18 protein-coding genes and 1 pseudogene are annotated in these 17,351 nt (G+C 71.0%); 6 read left to right on the forward strand and 13 right to left on the reverse strand.

From position 1 onward, the window contains the following. The first annotated feature begins 51 nt into the window (after positions 1–51). Entirely contained in the window at positions 52–1,044 is a 993-nt protein-coding gene (locus IE317_RS29880) for an aldo/keto reductase (protein ID WP_191314685.1), read from the forward strand. 103 nt (positions 1,045–1,147) lie between these two features. Here IE317_RS29880 and IE317_RS29885 read toward each other — a convergent pair whose 3' ends face one another. Then, positions 1,148–2,083, reverse strand: a complete 936-nt coding sequence (locus IE317_RS29885; protein ID WP_191314686.1) for a LysR family transcriptional regulator — start codon at positions 2,081–2,083, stop codon at positions 1,148–1,150. Positions 2,084–2,166: 83 nt separating this feature from the next. Between IE317_RS29885 and IE317_RS29890 the strand changes: the two genes are divergently transcribed. Next, the gene (locus IE317_RS29890; protein ID WP_191314687.1) at positions 2,167–2,928 is read left to right on the forward strand and encodes a sulfite exporter TauE/SafE family protein; all 762 of its coding nucleotides are present in this window, start codon (positions 2,167–2,169) and stop codon (positions 2,926–2,928) included. Between the two features lie 16 nt (positions 2,929–2,944). Further along, complete coding sequence (locus IE317_RS29895) at positions 2,945–3,454, forward strand: hypothetical protein (protein WP_191314688.1); 510 nt, start codon at positions 2,945–2,947, stop codon at positions 3,452–3,454. A gap of 117 nt (positions 3,455–3,571) precedes the next feature. Here the strand turns inward: IE317_RS29895 and IE317_RS29900 are convergent, their stop codons facing one another. The 4 genes from IE317_RS29900 to IE317_RS29915 all read right to left on the reverse strand — a co-directional run bounded on the left by IE317_RS29900 (position 3,572) and on the right by IE317_RS29915 (position 8,266). Next, positions 3,572–4,732, reverse strand: a complete 1,161-nt coding sequence (locus IE317_RS29900; protein WP_191314689.1) for a hypothetical protein — start codon at positions 4,730–4,732, stop codon at positions 3,572–3,574. Positions 4,733–4,927: 195 nt separating this feature from the next. Beyond that, positions 4,928–6,196, reverse strand: coding sequence for a hypothetical protein (locus IE317_RS29905; protein WP_191314690.1), 1,269 nt, complete (start codon positions 6,194–6,196; stop codon positions 4,928–4,930). Positions 6,197–6,469: 273 nt separating this feature from the next. Beyond that, positions 6,470–7,315, reverse strand: coding sequence for a hypothetical protein (locus tag IE317_RS29910; RefSeq protein ID WP_191314691.1), 846 nt, complete (start codon positions 7,313–7,315; stop codon positions 6,470–6,472). A 72-nt stretch (positions 7,316–7,387) separates the two neighbouring features. Then, positions 7,388–8,266 (reverse strand): AraC family transcriptional regulator, encoded by an 879-nt coding sequence (locus IE317_RS29915; RefSeq protein ID WP_191314692.1) that lies wholly within the window; start codon positions 8,264–8,266, stop codon positions 7,388–7,390. An 87-nt stretch (positions 8,267–8,353) separates the two neighbouring features. Here IE317_RS29915 and IE317_RS29920 point away from each other — a divergent pair, with 87 nt between their 5' ends. Continuing rightward, positions 8,354–9,271 carry an MBL fold metallo-hydrolase gene (locus IE317_RS29920; RefSeq protein ID WP_191314693.1) on the forward strand — a complete coding sequence of 306 codons (918 nt, stop codon included), beginning with the start codon at positions 8,354–8,356 and terminating at the stop codon, positions 9,269–9,271. Here IE317_RS29920 and IE317_RS29925 read toward each other — a convergent pair. From IE317_RS29925 to IE317_RS29935, 3 genes are all read right to left on the reverse strand, one after another. Next, positions 9,265–9,870 carry a hypothetical protein gene (locus IE317_RS29925; protein WP_229902995.1) on the reverse strand — a complete coding sequence of 202 codons (606 nt, stop codon included), beginning with the start codon at positions 9,868–9,870 and terminating at the stop codon, positions 9,265–9,267. The genes IE317_RS29920 and IE317_RS29925 overlap by 7 nt on opposite strands. Positions 9,871–9,947: 77 nt before the next feature. After that, positions 9,948–10,928, reverse strand: coding sequence for a hypothetical protein (locus tag IE317_RS29930; RefSeq protein WP_191314694.1), 981 nt, complete (start codon positions 10,926–10,928; stop codon positions 9,948–9,950). A 106-nt stretch (positions 10,929–11,034) separates the two neighbouring features. Continuing rightward, positions 11,035–11,484, reverse strand: coding sequence for a MarR family winged helix-turn-helix transcriptional regulator (locus tag IE317_RS29935; protein WP_191314695.1), 450 nt, complete (start codon positions 11,482–11,484; stop codon positions 11,035–11,037). Between the two features lie 75 nt (positions 11,485–11,559). Here IE317_RS29935 and IE317_RS29940 point away from each other — a divergent pair, with 75 nt between their 5' ends. Together IE317_RS29940 and IE317_RS29945 are read left to right on the forward strand one after the other, a co-directional pair. Then, positions 11,560–12,093, forward strand: coding sequence for a hypothetical protein (locus IE317_RS29940; protein ID WP_191314696.1), 534 nt, complete (start codon positions 11,560–11,562; stop codon positions 12,091–12,093). 100 nt (positions 12,094–12,193) lie between these two features. Then, complete coding sequence (locus IE317_RS29945) at positions 12,194–13,318, forward strand: M48 family metalloprotease (protein WP_191314697.1); 1,125 nt, start codon at positions 12,194–12,196, stop codon at positions 13,316–13,318. 72 nt (positions 13,319–13,390) lie between these two features. Here IE317_RS29945 and IE317_RS29950 read toward each other — a convergent pair whose 3' ends face one another. The 5 genes and pseudogenes from IE317_RS29950 to IE317_RS29970 form a co-directional block, all read right to left on the reverse strand. Then, entirely contained in the window at positions 13,391–14,419 is a 1,029-nt protein-coding gene (locus IE317_RS29950) for a hypothetical protein (protein ID WP_229902996.1), read from the reverse strand. Between the two features lie 10 nt (positions 14,420–14,429). Beyond that, positions 14,430–14,984 (reverse strand): RNA polymerase sigma factor, encoded by a 555-nt coding sequence (locus IE317_RS29955; protein WP_191314698.1) that lies wholly within the window; start codon positions 14,982–14,984, stop codon positions 14,430–14,432. Between the two features lie 95 nt (positions 14,985–15,079). Beyond that, the gene (locus IE317_RS29960; protein WP_191314699.1) at positions 15,080–15,958 is read right to left on the reverse strand and encodes a DUF3592 domain-containing protein; all 879 of its coding nucleotides are present in this window, start codon (positions 15,956–15,958) and stop codon (positions 15,080–15,082) included. Between the two features lie 111 nt (positions 15,959–16,069). Then, on the reverse strand, positions 16,070–17,041 hold the full coding sequence (locus tag IE317_RS29965) for an Lrp/AsnC family transcriptional regulator (protein WP_191314700.1): 972 nt from the start codon (positions 17,039–17,041) through the stop codon (positions 16,070–16,072). A 123-nt stretch (positions 17,042–17,164) separates the two neighbouring features. Continuing rightward, positions 17,165–17,351 (reverse strand): annotated as a pseudogene (locus IE317_RS29970) (IS110 family transposase); the annotation flags it as partial.

Below are 17,351 nucleotides of genomic sequence, written 5' to 3' on the forward strand. Positions count from 1 at the left end.
ACCGGCTCTCGAGGTACCGCCCGGCCCTCCGGGCAGGAGGAGTATCCGCGCATGATCGCCCGAACCACGCTCGGCTCGCCCGGCCTCGCCGTCAGCGCGATGGGCCTGGGCTGCATGGGAATGAGCGAAAGCTACGGCGCCGCCGACTGGGACGGCGGCCTGGCCACCGTCGCCCGGGCCCTGGAGCTGGGCATCACGTTCCTGGACACGGCCGACGCCTACGGGACCGGGCACAACGAGGTGCTGGTGGGCCGGGCCATCCACGGCCGCCGGGACCAGGTGCAGCTGGCCACCAAGTTCGGCATCGACCGCAGCGGCGGCGACCGGGCCCGCCGCATCCGCGGTGCCCGGGACTTCGTACTGCGCTCTTGCGACGCGTCGCTGCTGCGGCTGGGCGTCGAGGTGATCGACCTGTACTACGCCCACCGCCCGCCCCAGGACGTGGAGATCGAGGAGACCGTCGCGGCGATGGCCGAGCTGGTCGAGGCGGGCAAGGTCCGCCACCTGGGCCTGTCCGAGGTCGACGGCGAGCTGCTGCGCCGGGCGCACGCGGTGCACCCGATCACCGCGGTGCAGAGCGAGTACTCGCTGTGGACCCGCGACGTCGAGGCAGTCACCCCGGTGATGGCCGAACTGGGGGTCGGGCTGGTGCCGTACTCACCGCCGGGGCGGGGTTTCCTGACCGGCACCCTCGACCGCTCCACGTTGAGCGACAAGGACTTCCGGCGCACCAACCCCCGCTTCGCCGGCGAGGCGGGCGAGGCCAACGAGAAGATTGCGCGGACCGTGCGCGAGGTGGCCGACCGGCTGGGTGCCACCCCGGCCCAGGTGGCGCTGGCCTGGGTGCACGCCCAGGCCGAGCGGCTCGGGGTGGCGGTGGCGACCATTCCGGGCACCCGCAGCCCGGCTCGGCTGGAGCAGAACGCGGCCGCGCTGCAGCTCACCCTGGACGCCGAGGCGCTGGCCGCGCTGGCCCCGCTGAGCGACCAGGTGACGGGTGAGCGCTACATCCCAGCGCACACCGCGGAGGTTGCTCGGGGCTGAGGTCGTTCGAGGTGAGCCGGCGGGCTCGCCGGTCACGACCGAAGAGGCTCGAGCCGTGCGGACGTCCGCTTCATGCCGCTGAGCGAACGCGTGGTCATCGAGGTCAGCTCGCCTCCGGGGTCTTCCCGTCTGCTTTGCGTGCGTACGGTTCGGACCGCGCTGCGTCGAGCAGGTGGTTGGCGAGCGCCGCCGTGGCCGTCGATGCCGTGCCGTCCTTGGCACCCCAGGCCAATAGGTGGTGGCGGTGGGCCCAAGGTTCCTGCAGTTCGCAGATGTCGACGGGCTGGCGAGGGTCAACGGCGCGCCCCGGAACGACGGCGAGTCCGACGCCCGCCGCGGCGAGCGAAACCAAGACCCCCAGATTCGCGACGGTGGTGCGGTGGCGCACCAGCGGGGCGTGCGGTCCCGAATGCTTCTCGATCCAGCGGCGCAAGGAGGAGCCGGCGTCCAGGCCGACGAGAGGGTGCTCGGCGACCTCGCGGTAGGTCAGCGCGGTCCGTCCGGCGAGGACGCCGCCGGCCTGGCCGATCACGACGAGGGAGTCGTCGCCGAGTGACTCCATGCGCAGGCCGCTTCCGGCGGCCTCCCCGTCGAGGACGATCCCCAGATCTGCCTCTCCGTCGGTGAGCATCTGCAGGGTCCGGGGAGTGCGGGACTCGGACACGGTGACGTCGATGTCGGGGTGGGAGCCGAGAAACGAGATCAACGCCTGAGGCACGAGCCGGTACATCGCGGAGCCGCCGCTCAACAGTGTCAGCGGGACGATCGGAGACCGGGCGTAGCTCGCGACGGCGTTGTCGAGCCGCGCGGTCTGGGTGAGTACTTCGCGTGCGTGGCGCGCCAACGTCGTCCCGGCCGGCGTGAGGCGCACGCCCCGCCGGCCGCGGATCAGCAGCGCCACGCCGGCGTGGTGTTCGAGCGCGCGCACTCTCGCACTGGCCGAGGGCAGGCTCAGGTGCATCCGGTGCGCGCCGGCCGTGATCGATCCCTCCGCGGCGATGTGGAGGAAGAGCCGCAAGTCGTCCAGGTCGTAACGCATTCCCCGGAGCCTACGCTTCAGACGTAGGCTGACTGCGCCAACGGCGAATTGTGGAAGTGCTCGATCCTGCCGATGCTGTGCAGGTGACCGAGTTTCTCCTTGTCGTGTTGTCCGGCGTCGCCGCCGGAGCCCTGAACGCCATCGGGGGCGGAGGAACCTTTGTGGCGCTGCCGGCTCTCGTCGCGTTCGGGACGCCCCCGGTGGTGGCCAACGCGATGGCGCGAGTCGCCTTGGTACCCGGCGCCGTGGCCAGTGCGTGGGTGTACCGGCGCGACCTCGTCCCGGTCGGACCCACCACCACCAAGGCGCTGACCGCGACCAGCGTGCTCGGTGGCGGAGTCGGTGCAGGCCTGGTGCTGCTCCTGCCCGCCTCGGCGTTCACTGTCGCGGCGCCGTGGCTACTCGCCTTCGCCACCGTGACACTCGCCTTCGGCCGCCACCTTTCCAAGGCACTCAGCAGTGCGACGGGCCGGCCGGTCGGCATGAGTTCGCGAGCTGTCCTCACGGCACAGTTCTGCCTCGCCGTATACGGAGGATACTTCGGCGGAGCCGTAGGCATAATGATGGTGGCGCTCTGGAACATCGGCCTTGGCCTCGACGCCGCGGTCAGCAACCCGATGCGGGTCGGCCAACTCGCGGCCATCTTCCTCAGCGCGAGCGTGCTGTTCCTCGTCGCCTCGGACGCGCTCCGCGCTCCGCTCGTCCTCACCGCCATGCTGGCCGGCGCCGTGGCCGGGGGTGTCGCGGGCGCTCACCTGGCCCGCCGTCTTCCCGCCTGGCTGCTGCGAAGCGTCGTCCTGGCCACCGCCGTGATCATGACCGTCCTGTACTTCCTGCGCGGCTGACCGGCTGGGAACCGACATGATCGGAAGTGGCTCGGGAGCCACCACGCCCTACAGCAACGCGGCGCGCGCGCGGCTGGTGATGGCCTACGAAGCCTGCCTACTGGCCGAACTCGCGCGTGCTGCCGTCCCGATCGGCGAGCAAGAGCTGCACCCCGACGGCACGATACGCGCGCCAGGCACCGAGCTGGCCCACGCCGCTCAAGTGCTCGCCCTCGCCGAGCGGTTCTTCGAGGCTGCCGCCGTGTTCGAGCGAGTCGGCGGCGCCGGCTGGCAGGTCATCGGCGACGTTCTGGACGTGCCGCCCGAGACCGCTCGGATGCGGTTCGCGGAGTCCGAGGCCACGTTTTGGAGACTGCTCCACCCAGTCACGGGCGCGCCGGCCAGCCTGCGCGCCCACATGGTCAGAGAACCGCTGGAGTTCGCCCTCGACCTCGACGACTGGGTGCTCCGCCACCGGGACGGCGACAGCGACCTCGGCCCCGCACCGGTCTCCGGTGGCTTGGTCCGCAGCGATCCGCGCCGATGACGCACCGGGCAACCGCCCTGGTTCGACGAGAGAGAACCACTGGACCCCGGCCGTCCGCTCCCTGCTCGCCCACCTCCACGCAGCCGGGTTCACCGGCGCACCGAAACCATGGCAGGTTCAGCTCAGTTCCTTGGGCACCACCGCAGCCCGGATGAGCGGTACGGGCTGCTGGTGGCCGGGATTGGGCCCGATCCGGGCAAACAGGTCCGCGGGCAGCCAGCGGCTCAGTGGTTCCAGCTGGTCTCGTGGGAGGAGCTCGGGTGCGGACTCGAAGAACACCCCTTTCGACGTCGGCCTAACTCTGTCGCCGGGAAGCAGATCGGCGATCGAGGCATACGGCGGACCGAACCATGACCACCACGGCGGAATGGGCGGCAGACCCAGCCAGCCATCCAGATGCCGCAAGGTACGCACCACGCGCTCGGTCTGACCGTCGGACCACGCCGATCTCCCCGACCAGATGTTGCCGCGGATGACCTCGGCGGAGGCATAGAACGTGCCGAGAGTGTCGGCGAGCGCGGTGAACAGGTCACGGACCACATCTCGCCACTGCGCCTCCCCGAGAGGATCGGCAAGCAGCTTGAGGGACATCGACCAATAGCGGTCCGGATACTGCTCACCGGGCCCGCTGCTGAGGTACCCACCGATACACGGCCCGGAGCCGGAGAAGAACAACGCGGACGTCGCATCTCGCCACGCCTGGCTGAAGCCCTCCCTGCCCGTTTCGGAGTACTTGCCTTGGAGCGGTTCGTATTCCCCGAAGCGGCGTGGCAGTGCTTCCGGCAGGTGACGTTCGGCAGCCGCGATGACCAACTCCGGCGCGTCGGCCGGGACCTGCTCACGCAGGCAGCACCACACGAGGTCGACCACGGCGACCCGCGTTTTCCGTGGCGGCCTCGAGATGGTCCGCGACCGGGAACGGGACCACATCCGGTCGGTCTGCACGTCGAGCATCGCGCCGTTGAGCGCGACCGTGAGCTGCTTGGCGAAGCGCAGGGCGTGCGGGATCTCCGATTCGGCGCTGCCCTCCACCATCACCGAGTACAGATAGCGTGCCCCGAGAACCATGCTGGTCACCTCGACAGGCACGTCTTCAGCGGCAACCCGCTCAGGACCGTCGATGGTGAACGAGTACCGCCGACGAACGCCACGGACGACGGTCGAGGATCGCCGGTCGTCGACGCCATCGATCTCCAGGCCCGGGATCCCGCCTACCAGACTCCGCAGCGCGCCGACGTCGAGCTGATCCGGAGCGTAGACCTGCAGGTCGTAGGACATGGCCGAATGCTGCCACAGCAAACTCCGGCGGCGCCGGTGATTCCGGCGTGCCAATCGGCCGCCGAATGTCCGCTCATGCCGCGATTCGGTCAACGGAAGACGTGACATTCGCTCATGCCGACGAGCGGGCCTTCCGACTTGCGTCCCCCGTACCCGGCGGCAACGGTCCGACCACCTCCGCCAAGCAGCCCCCGGCTAACGATCGGCCAGCCGGGCCGCGACCGCATTGGCAATGCCGCTGTACACGCGGATCGCGGTGGCGTCGTCCTTGAGGTTCCGCGCGTAGAACACGTTCAGCTCGACGGTGCTGCGGCCGGATTTGAACGCCAAGGGGGACTGGCGGCCACTGCCCATGTTGATCAGGCAGGTCAGCCCGTCCCCGGAGGTGAACGGAACCGGTTTCGGTTCGCCGGCCGGGTGCCGATAGCCCTTTCCGATCGCGCAGTCGTAGTCGTTGGCCTCGGCAGCCATCTGCGAAGTCAGGTAGCTCTCCATCGTGACCGTGATGCTCTGAGCCGGCGTCGGGCCGACGCCGGAGTTGGCTGCGGCTTGGTTTTCCTGCGTGCAGCCGGTGGTGACGTAGAAGTGCTCGGTATGTCCAGTGGTGCCGGACATCGCGTCTGCGGTGATGTGCTTCTTCGCCAAGTCGTATTGCTCGACGGTGCGGCCGTCCGTGCTGGACCCGATCGCCTGCTGGAAGTCCGTGCTGGTGAACACCTCACACGGCGGCGGGACGTGAGCGAATTCGCCATCGTAGGAGTAGGTCGCCGGGCCCGTCGGTGCGGCGTGGAGGCGTTCAGCCGCATTCTCGACCAAGCGGACCAGACGCGGGTTCTCCGGCTGGGCCGGGTCCCGGGCGTTGAGGTGAAGGATCGCGTAGAAGTTGTCGGCGAAGATTCCCGTCGTCCACGTGTGCAGCTCGGTCGTCGTGGCGGACAAGGTCCGGAAGCCCGCCGCCTGGCCTTCGCGGCCACCTTGACGCAACGACTTCTCGTGTTCTTCCCGGCTGTTGGGCGAGTCGAACGGTGTCTGGTAGATGGTGAACGTGAGCGCCTCGCCGTGCGAGCCCGGGTACTCGCACCGGCTGATGCCGGCGTCAGCCACCGAGCCGCGCGAGTTCCGGTCGTCCTGCCCGTCGGCGGTCATGTGAGCCGTCTTCATGAACGGTCCCGGACCTTCGGAGGTGTCCAGGTCGATCCCGCTCGCCCGGACGACATCGAACGGCAGCACGGTGCACGCATCGAAGATCGGGGTGCCGCCGAAGGTCTTCGCCGGCCCGATACCCGGCTGCTGGCGCAAGACCATTCCGGGCGGCTCGGCAGCCGAGGTCTGACCGGCGTCCGGCGGCGCCGGCACGGCAGTGCCGCGCACCGACGTGCTGCAGCCGGCAATCATCACTGTGAACACGGCAAGCAAGGCCGCTCGCCGGCGGCCCGGCGTGAGCGCGCAGCCCTGGTAAGGCATCGTTCAATCCCCTCATCCAGCACGGTCACGCAGCACACGTGGCGGTGACCGATCTGACCTTCCCCGCCGCGATCTTCGCACCCCGCTGTCCGGACAGACCGGTGCGACACCCGGAAGCGTCGTCCTCGGACGGGCGGCCGAGTGACACGGGACCGACCGAAATTTCGGCCGCCGCCTATGCGGCTCATCACCGTGTGCCGCGTGACGGGGCTCTGCCCGTGGAAACCCGGCGAAAGGCCCGCAGTGGCTCGGGACGGCGTCCGCCGGCTTCGTTCACGCAGGGGAAGTGCTGGGCTCCGCCCGATGGGCGGCGGCGTAGTGCGCGGTGCCGATCGCCCCGGCGACGGCCAGGACGAACCCCGTCGCCGCCGCGGCGACGAAGCCCTCGCGCACGCGGTCGTTCAGCAGCACCACGCCGATGAGGGAGGAGACCGCCGTGTTGGTGGTGAACATGATGGCGGTGACCGCCGTCGCGCGGCCGCGTTGCAGGGCCATCGCGAACGCCGCCGCCGCGACCAGCCCGTTGGCGATCATCGCCCACACCGCCGGTTCCAGGGCGAGGCGCCAGACCGGCCCGGACGCGTCGAGCGTCCGTGCCGCGATCCCGACCGTGCTGAACCCCAGCCCGGCGCAGAACCCCAGCACGATCGGCGACCAGCGGCCGTCCCGGCGTTGCGCGGCGAACGCGATCGCCGCGATGACCACCGCGACGCCCACCAGCAGCAGCTTCCACCCGGGCGGCAACAGGCGTGCGGGGCCCGGATCCGCGGACAGGCCGAGCAGGACCAGGCCGGTCGCCCCCACTCCGAGCGCGGCCCACCCGGCGCCGGCCAGCCGGACGCCGAGGATCGCCGAAATCGTCGCGGTCACGCCGACGCTGAACGCGAGCACCGACTGGACCAGGAACAGCGGCAGGCGGTGCAGGGCGGCAGCGGCGAAGACGAACCCGAGCAGATCGACTCCGACGCCGAGGAAGTAGAGCGGCTGCCGGCGCAGCGCGACCAGGTCCTGGGGCGAGCCGCCGAACGCGCCGGCCCGCCGGACCCCGGCCGACTCCAGGATGGAGCCGCTGCCCGAGGCGATGGCGGCCAGCACGGCGAGGACGTATCCGAGGATCACGGCCCGAGTGTGCCAGCCCGGCCACGGCCGACCGGGCCGGAGGTCCCGCACCGGGGTGCTGACCGGCGACGATCAGTCCCGGTGGACGTCCCGGAAACCGCCCGGCGCGGTGCCGAACCGGCGCTTGAACGCGTGCGAGAAGGCGAACGGCGAGGTGTACCCGACCTTCGCGGCGATCGAGGGCAACGGGAGGTCGGTGTCCTGCAGCAGGCGCGCCGCGGTGGTGAGCCGCCACCAGGTCAGGTACGCCATCGGCGGCTGCCCGACCAGTGCCGTGAACCGGCGGGCCAGGGTGGCCCGGGAAAGGCCCACGCCGGCCGCCAGGTCCTCGATCCGCCACGGCGCTTCGGGGTGCTCGTGCAGCGCTTCCAGCGCGGCCGCGACCTCCGGGTCCCGCAACGCCTGCGGCCAGCCCGTGCCCGGGTGGTCGTCCAGCCAGGCGCGGATCAGGTAGACCAGCAGCAGGTCCAGCAGGCCGGTGAGGACGGTGGCCGAGCCCGGTCGCCGCTCGCTCACCTCGGCACCGAGCAGATCGATCGCCGCGCGCAGTTCGGGGTGCCGCCCGACCTCCGCCGGCAGGTGCACGACCTCCGGCAGGCTCGCGAGCAAGGGGTGCCGCCGCGCGTGGGACAGCCGGTACTTGCCGCACAGGAACTCGGTGCGGCCCGCCGGCTCGGCCACCGCCGCTTCGAACAGCACCGCGCCGGCCGCGTCCGGCGTCGACGAAAGGACGTGCGCGCTGCCGTGCGGCACCAGGACCGCGTCGCCGGGGCCGAGCGCCACCGGCTCCCCGTCGTCCGGGAGCAGCCAGCCGCTGCCGCGCAGCAGCACGTGGAAGCCCGCGCCCTCGTACGGCGCGAAGCGGTAGCACCACTCCGGGCCGGCCCGGAGCCGGTTCGACGTGGGCTGCCCGACCCGCACCGCGGCGATCGCGTCACTCAGCACGTCCACGCGACCATCGTAACTCTGAGACGATCACGCATCAGCGCAAGCAGATCACGCATTGAGACGCTCGGATAGTCGTCTTAGCGTGGCTTCATGCACATCGGTGAAGTCGAAGTGATCAAGGTCGTCGAGTGGCAGGGTGAGATCGCTCCGGCACGGACGATCATTCCCGGCAGCCCGCCGGAGCTCTGGACCGGCAACGCCGGGTGGCTCGCCCCCGACCACTGGAACCCGGAGACCGGCGGCTACCGCGGCGCCGTGCAGACCTGGGTGCTCCGCAGCGAAGGCCGGGTGATCCTGGTCGACACCGGGGTCGGCAACGACCGGGACCGGCCGCAGATCCCTCTGTTCGACCACCTCGCGACCCCGTTCCTCGAGCGGCTGGCCGCGGCCGGCGTCCGGCCGGAGGACGTCGACGTCGTCGTCAACACCCACATCCACTACGACCACGTCGGCTGGAACACCGAGCTCCGCAACGGCGACTGGGTGCCCACCTTCCCCCGCGCCACCTACCTGATCCCCCGCGTCGACCAGGTGTACTTCGCCCCGGGCAACGCCCATCGGCGGCCTGCTCCGCGCACCCCGCACGAGCAGCTGCGCCGCGAAGGCAGCCTGCTGGTGTACGCCGACAGCGTCACCCCCGTGCTCGGCCGGGCCGAACTGTGGGAAGGCCGCCACCGCATCGACCGCAACCTGACCCTCGAAGCCGCCCCGGGGCACACCCCCGGCTCGTCGGTCCTGCGGGTGTCCTCCGGCGCGGACCGAGCCGTGTTCGTCGGGGATCTGCTGCACAGCCCCGCCCAGATCGTGGCGCCGGAGCACAGCAGCTGCTTCTGCGAGGACCCGCGGCAGGCCGCCACGACCCGGCGCGCGATCCTCGAACGCGCCGCGGACACCGGCGAGCTGGTCGTCCCCGCCCACTTCGGCGGCCCGGGCGCGGCCGAAGTCCGCCGCGACGGCAGCCGGTTCGCGGTCCGCCGCTGGGCCGGCGACCCGTCCGCGGGCTATTGACCGAACGCGGTGTCGCCGAAGCCCATTTCGCGCATCTTCTCGGGCGAAAAGACCACCATGATCTCGTCGCCGCCGACGAACACCCGCTGCCCATCCGGTGGATCCGGGATGGCAGCGACGAACCACACCGCTCCCGCGGCGAAGTCCAGGCGCACCGCCATCGGAACGTCCACGGCGTGCGCGGGGATGACACTGCCATCGGTTCGCCGGCCCGGCCCGAATTCCAGCCGCTCCCAATAAGCGGCGGCCCCGCGAATCGGCGCGCGAAGGTAGCGGTCCCACCGGCTCGCGGGACCGGGCCCGATGCGCTCCGGCCCCTCGTCACCCAAGGCGAGATGGTCTTCGATCGGGCCGTCGAAGACTTCGACCCCGTAGGTGTAGAAGGTGCCGGTCCAGGTGACCGCCGCCGGGCCCGCGTCGGTGACGAGCCCGACGCCCATCACAGCGTGGTGCCAGCTGCCGTAGTCCCACCGCACGGGTTCGGAGGCGAAGTTGTGGACGTCCCAGTAATCCACGCCCAGAACCCGGCGGCCCACGAGCCCGCTCAGCCTCGCCTCGAAAGCCACGCGCGCATCATCGGCCTCGTCCATCCGTTCCACACGACGATCCTCCTCGACGACCCCCGCCGGACGCACCTGGTTATGCAGCTCGGTTCTCCCCGTCCACCGGTCCCGGCTCAGCGCGGTGTCCCGCTGACGAACCCCGCGAGGTGCGCACCCAGAGCCTCGGACTCAGGAAAGTCGTAGTCCTTCCGCAGTTTCTCGTCGGCCTTGTCCGACCGCACGAAAAGCCGCTCCACGCAACCGCGGTCGCGCCTGCCGCCCGCGATCGGGAACGACCCGAGCGCGCGGCCGGTCCGGGCCTCGACGACGTCGACGCGGTACGTCCCGCGGACGGCCTCGGTCCGGTAGCCCCGCTCGTAGTCGCAGTGGTCCACCACCACGCCGCCGGTGATGACGACGCAGCCGACCAGCTGCACGGCGGCCGGGTCGGCGTGGGGGTCGGAGGCGTACCTCTCGTCCCCTTCGGCGAACACGACGACCGGGTGCGGCGCGGGGCCGGCGTAGGCGGCGGCCCGGCCGAACGGGCGGCCGCCGTCGCACAGCCGGGCGAGCTGACCGGCCTTGGCCGGAAGGTCACCCACCAGGTAGTTCCGCGCGATCGGCACGGCGGTGAACCAGACGGCGGCCGCGCCGGACAGGGCGAGCAACGTCCAGCTCGTGATCCGCCGGGGCGTCCAGGCGCCGACCGGAGACCGCCGCAGGCGTGCGGCCGTGAGGTCGCGGCCTCCGCACACGGTGCCTTCGTCGAGCTGCGGCGCCTCGGCCCAGGTCGCGGCCCATCCGGCATCGCGCTGCCAGACCACCACGCCGCCCTCGGCCGCGGCGATCCAGTGCCGCCCGTCCGGCACCGGGAAGACGTGCGCCGCGAGGACGATCAGCCCGGCCAGCGCGCTCAACCCCAGCAACGGCCACTGCCAGACCGTGGAATCTTCGGAGCGGAGGACGATCGTCGCGATGACGGCGGCGATCGCGGCCGGGACGGCGAGAAACCCGAGCACGACGGCCGCGCCCACGCTGTGGCCGCGGTGGATCCGGACGACGTTGCCGAGCCCGGCGGCACGGGCCGCGTCGCGCAGGGCACGCCGTCGTTGCACCGGCCCCATGACTCCCCTCCCGCAGGCGTCACGGCGACGCCCGCGGTGGAGTTGTAACCGGATGACGCGGGGACCGGTCCCGCGCGGAGGGTTTGCGGCCGCGGAATCAGGGAGCTCGTCGAGAAGGATGCTCCCGCTTAGCGAGCAGCCGGGTTTGTTCGCGCAGGACGTCGACCGTGTTCGTCACCCAGTCCGCGATCACCGCCTGCTCGGCCGGGGAATAGCGGCCCATCAGCTTCGCCATCGCCGCGTCGAGGCCGGCGAACACCTTGCCGAACGCGCCGGGCACCGCCGTGATCACCAGCCTGCGGCGGTCGGCCGGGTCCGGGGCGCGACGGGCCAGCCCGGCGCGCTCGAGCCGGTCGACCACGCCGGTCACCGCGCCCGGGGTCAAGCCGATCTCCTGGGCCAGCTCCCCCGCCGACAGCGACCCGGCGCCCGCGATCAGCGCCAGGGCGCGCTGGTCGACCGCGGTCACGCCCAGGTTCTCGCCCACCGCTTCGTGGAACGCGACCACCGCGGTGCTCAGCTCACGTCCGGCGTCCCGACCTTCCATGCCGTCACTTTACCTCGCCAGATATTTCAGTACACTGAACTAAATTATTCACCAACTGAAGCATGCGAGGGATTCGTGAGTGACCTGAAACTGGCGCTCGAGGTGCCGAGGTGGGCCTGGCGGTGCTACACCGGGTACCTCGGGCTGGTGCTCGGCCTGTCGTCGGTCGCGTCGATCCAGCGGCTGATCGTCGTCAACTGGACCGCGCGGATCCCCCACGGCCTCGCCCTCGCCTCCGAGGTCGTCGTGCTGGGCGCCCGGATCGCGCTGGTCGTCGCGATCTGGCGGATCGCGATGCGCGGCCAGACCCTCCGGCTGAGCGCAGGCCGAAAGTTCGTGCGGAATCACTGGCGCAGCCTGCTGTGGCAGTGCGCATTCCTCGGCGCCGCTTACCTCGTCTTCGAAATCCTCGCCGAAGACGTCTTGTCCAAACTGCTGCCCGCCTCCGCCCGGCAGACCTACCTGGCCGTCTTGCTGTTCTTGAAGAACCCCACCGTCATCGCGTTGACGTTCCTGTGGTGGATCGGTGTCCTGCGCCAGGTATTCCGCTCGGATCCCCTAGTACTTTCGGCCGATGTCCGCAGCCCCGAAACCCTTCGAAAGGCGTGAGCCATTCCGGGGTTCTTGTCCCGGCGCCGGTTTCGCCGTCAACCACCGTCCTACTGTGGCGGTGCTCGGTGATCTTGAAACGGACAGAGGGGAACCGGCCTTGCCCAAACGGACAGCATTTCTCGGCAAGACGCTCGCGGCGGCGGGCACCGCGGCGGCGCTCGCGCTCGCCACGGCCGTTCCGGCCGCCGCGGCCGAACCGACCGCCGTCGAACAGGATGTCGCGCAGCTCTACCAATACGTCATCGACCTCTACAACGGCCTGCCCGCGGACGCGCTGCGCGGGGTCGACCGGCTCATCGAGTCGCCCATCCCGCGCATCGGCCCGCAGAGCCAGGCCGCGGACGGCCCGATCCCGGGCTGCACCGCCGGTTCGCTGCTGACGTACGCGAACAAGCTCGCCTCCCAGCTCACCCCGCTCGAAGGCAAGGCGCTCGACGCGCTGTCCGGGCTGAGCCAGCTCTACGTCCAGGGCGTCGCGTCCGACAAGACCCCGCAGGTCTTCGGTACCGACGGCCAGTACACCCCGCGCGCCACCACCACGATCGACAAACTGCGTGGCTTCTGGGACATCGAGAGCTGGAACATCCAGCTCGTCGCCTGGAAGGGCACCGATCTCGGCAGCCAGGCGAAAATGGTGCAGACCTTCAGCCTGGGTCTCGCGCCGGCGAAGGTGAAGGCCGCCGCCGCGCTCGCCACCAAGGTGCTCTACGAAGTCCCGGCCATGCAGGGCGGCCGCAACCCGCTGCTCACCTTGAACGCGTTCTCCGCCCCGGCCGGCAGCCTCGGCGGCAAGCGGGTCGCGCTCGGCGACGGCCTGCTCGACACCGTCGACGTCCTCGGGTTCGACGACGTCTCGGTGGAGTCCGTGGTCGGGCACGAGTACGGCCACCAGGTCGACTTCGCCCACGACAACCACCCGCGCAACGAGTCCGCCGAGATGGGCCCCGACGCCTACGGCGGCTACTTCGTCGCGCACGCCAAGGGTTTCGCCTGGAACGCCCGCACCCAGCAGGAGGTCATCTACCTGGACGCCGCCATCGGCGACTGCTACCACAGCCACGGCACCCCGGACCAGCGCAAGGCCGCCGGCGCCTGGGGCGAGAAGCAGGCGACGAGCCAGGCGAACCCGAACCGGATCGTCCCGTCCGCCACGATGATCGAGAAGTTCCAGAAGGAGTACCCGAAGCTGATGCCGCCGGCCACGGCCGCGTCTCGCGGCTGAGTCCGGACACATGGGACTGTCCTGGGAGGACAGAGGTGATCTCCGTCCTCCCAGGACAGTCCGGCACGAGGATCAGATCTTGCCCGCGGCCACGTCGGCGACGGTCACGCGGAAGGCCTTGTAGTTCACCACATAGCGCTTGGACGACTCCGCCGAGGTGATCTCCTCACGGATCGGCAGGCCGTTGCCGGCGTTGATGGTGAGGACGTCCGCACCGCCGCCCAGGATGGCGGGGGGCGCGGTGAGGGTCAGCGCGGCCTGGCCGTCGACGCTGGTCTTGCGGACGACCATGTCCGGGATGGTCGCGTACAGCTTCAGCACGCCCGCGCGGACCTGTGCATCGGCGGCGTTGGCGAACAGCGCGTGCTGGGCGTTGCTCCACAGGTGGTTGTTGATCAGGTTTTCCAGGTCCTTGCCCGTCGGACGCGGTTTGGGGGCGGGAACCGGCTTGCCGTGCTTGCGGAACATCTCCGCGGTCTCCGCTTGGGCGTCCGCCCAGGCCTTTTCGGCCTCGGCGGGGCTGAGGCCGACCCCCAGAGCGTTGTTGGACGCGGTGATCATCGCGATCCTGGCCTTGTCGACGTCGCCGTTCGCGGCGAGCCGGGCCGCCGCCATCACCTTCCCGTCGTACGGCGTAGCGGGTTCGGCCTGGCCCTTGGCGACCGCGTCCGTCAGGGTCTTCGCCGAGTCGCCCGTGAACTGCCGGCCCTGGTCGGTGTAGAGGGTGTAGTTGAGGTCCGGTTTGTCGTCCAGCCCGAACTTCGTGTTGATGATCAGCGACGCGTCTCCCGGCTGTGTGCCGGCCGCCTGGACCGCGGAGGCCAGCTTCACCAGCGGCGTCTCGACCGCCTGCGGGGCGGCTTCGGACGGCCCGGCCGGGACGCTGCCGCCCGAGGTGACCACCACCACAGCCGCCGCGACGGCGGCCGCGCCCACGGCGGCGGCGCCGACCCTGGGCCAGGAGAACCAGCGCTTCGGTCGCACGACCGTGGCCACGGGTTCCCCCATCGCCGTCCGCAGTGCCGCACGGGCACGGTCATAGGCCTCGGGACCGGGGGACGGCACGTCACGCAGCTTCTTCATGAGATCCATTTCGTCCATGGGCTGTCTTTCACGTTGTCGGGACTTGCAGCAGCGCAACCACTTCGGGGGCTTCACGCAATGCCTTGCGCGCCTGGTGCAACAGGCGGCGGGCCGTGCCGGCCGGGATGTCGAGCACCCGCCCGGCCTCGGCGACGGTCAGGTCTTCCCAGGCGACCAGGCCCAGCACTTCCCGCTCTTCCGGTTTGAGCCGGGCCAGTGCCCTGCTCAGCAGTGCCTGCGTGTCCACGCGGACATCCACCGCCGGCCAGGGATCCCAGTCACTCGCCACGCCGGTCAGGTCCGGCGCCGGCTCCTCGGCCGGCGCGGACCGCCAGTGCCGGCGCAGCCTGTTCAGCGCGACGCCGTACAACCAAGGCCTGGCTTCGGGATAGGAAAGGTCGTAGTTCGCACGGGACTCGTACGCCGCCACCCACACATCGCCGAGCACGTCCTCGGCGGCCTGCCGCCCCACCCTGCGCGCCAGGTAGCTGCCGAGCGCGGACTCGTGCCGGCCGATCAGTTCCACGAAGGCATCGGTGTCCCCGCGCAGCGACCGACCGATCAGTTCCGCGTCTGACGACATGAAGCTCCTCGGGTTTCGCTTCGCCCTGACATCCCCTCTTTGCCAGCGTGCGCCCAAAGCGTTCAGGTCAGGTCACCCTGGGGGAACGTCGCTGGTCAGGCGACGGGTGCGGGCCGGCCGGTCACCGCCTCGGCGGGGACCAGGTAAGGCCGCTTCCCCTTGACCCCGGCCGGAAAAAGGAGAGCCAGATTCTCGCCGGTTCCCGCCACCCGGACGTCCCGGCGCGGCCGGTCGGCCAGCTCGGCAACGCCGTATGCGTGCGCGCCGCGGGCGTCGATGGTGGTTCCGTCGCGGTAGGTGATCCGCAGGTCCGGCGGGCGGTGGTCGGCGGCGGCCAGGCGCCGGTGCGGGACGATCGTGACCTCCGCCGGGTACCAGCCCGTGCGGCGCGCGGCGGCCAGGCGGCGGCTCCAGCGGACCCGGCGGAGCACCGCGACCGGGAACAGCACGACCCCGGCGATGAGCATCAAGATTCCGGCGCTGCCCGTGGCCCGGTCCTCGTTGGGTTCGTCGGCGGTGCGGACCCGGTCCGGCCGGACGGGATCGGTCGCGACCAGGACGTGGTCGCCGACCGCGTAACGGCGATCCGAAGTCTTGTCGATCCACACCCGCCTCCGGACGCCGCCGAACACGTAATCGACCACGAGGTACGTTCCGGCCCTCGGCTTCTGCCGGACGGTGAGAACGGTGCCGTCACCGTGCACGCCCGTGCGCAGCAGCAGTTCGGCGGCCCGGTCCTGCTCGTGCTGCACCGCGAAGCACCCCCCGATCAGGGCAGCGGCGGCCAGGAGCGCGAACGTCCAGCGCCGGCCGCCGGCCCGCAGCCGCCGCAGTCCCGGCGCGGCGGCCGCCGGATCCGGAGGGCAGGCGGGCAATCCGTGGTCGCGCTCGGCGACTGCGGGCGAGGGTGGCGGCGAAGAGGGCCGCGGGCGACTCCGGGTGGGTCTGCCGAACGCGTGCTCCCCGGTCGCCATGGCGCCATGGTAAGCCGGTTCGCCCTCGGTTCGGGTCGGTTGCGGAGGCCGACCAGGCGCCTGGAAACCCTCGCGCAGGCTTCCGCAAAGCTCGCCCAGCTCATCGCGACATCATGCGCGCAGCCGGGTGGCGGCCCGTTTGACGGTCTTGATCACCGGTGCGGTCTCGATGTGGGTGATGGCGGGCAGCGCGGCCACCCGGGTGGTCAGGTAGCGGTACAGCTCCTGCTGATCCGCGCACACCACGCTCGCGTACAGGTTCGTCGGCCCGGTCGTGGCGGCGGCGAACGCGATCTCCGGGTGACCGGCCAGTGCCGTGCCGACCTCCTCCAGGTGTGCGGGGGCGACCGAAAGCCAGAGCATGGTCCGGGGGCCGACACCGAACAAAGTTCCGTCGACGTCGATGTCCAGGTACAGCACACCGCGTTCGCGAAGCTCGGTCATCCGGCGCCGGACCGTCGTCGGCGACCAGCCGGTCGCCGCGGCGAGCTGCTCGAACTCGGCCCGGCCGTCGATGGCCAGCGCGGCGAGGAGCTTGCGGTCACCGTCGTCGAGCCGCACCGGCCCCGGCCGGGGTGGCACCGGCGGCGGGCGCAGCCGCTCGATCGCCTCGTCGCTCAGCGAGCCGAGCTTGGCGATCAGGCTGTCCGGGCCGCCGTAGTACGCGTGCAGCACGCAGTGGGCGGTCACTCCCTCCACGCGGGGCGTGCGCGGGAGCTTGGTCAGCAGCAGCGCCTCGCTGTCGGCTTCGCTCTCGGTGCGGACCGTGCAGGTGATCTCCGTGCCCCCGGAGGTGATGCTCACCCAGGACGTGTCGGGGCGGCGGGCCAGCGCCTCGGCGACCGGGATCGACGCGGCGGGCGCGCACCGCACCCGCAGGAACCACAGCACCGCGCCCAGCGCCGCCGGGTCGACCCCGCCGAGCACCCGCACCGCCCCCGCCGACCGCAACCGGGCGTACCGGCGGGCGATGGTGCGATCCGACACGCCGAGCACGTCGGCGATCGTGCTGAACGGGGCCCGGCCGTTGACCTGCAGGGCGTGCGCGAGCCGGCGATCCAGCTCGTCGTAGTCGGATTCCACCGACCTCAGCGTAGTCGATGTCGGATATCTCTGACCTGCAGCCCGTTTCTGGCGGTGCAGCGTCGGCGGCCGGAGCGTTGCCCTCGTTCCGATCGACAGACCAGGGGAGTTTCAATGATCGTGTCAAGCACCAGCTGCGGTCGTGGTCGGTGGTGAGTGATGGAATTCGCGGCCGTCGCGCAGCAGTGCCCAGATGACGTCGACCAGGCGGCGGGCCAGGGCGATCAGAGCCTGGGCGATCAGAGCCTGGGCGTGCCGTTTCCCCTCGCCTCGTTTGCGCAGGCAGAAGGCCCGGGAGGGACTGCCGGGG

It is taken from the genome of Amycolatopsis bullii (assembly GCF_014654205.1).
Lineage (GTDB): Bacteria > Actinomycetota > Actinomycetes > Mycobacteriales > Pseudonocardiaceae > Amycolatopsis > Amycolatopsis plumensis.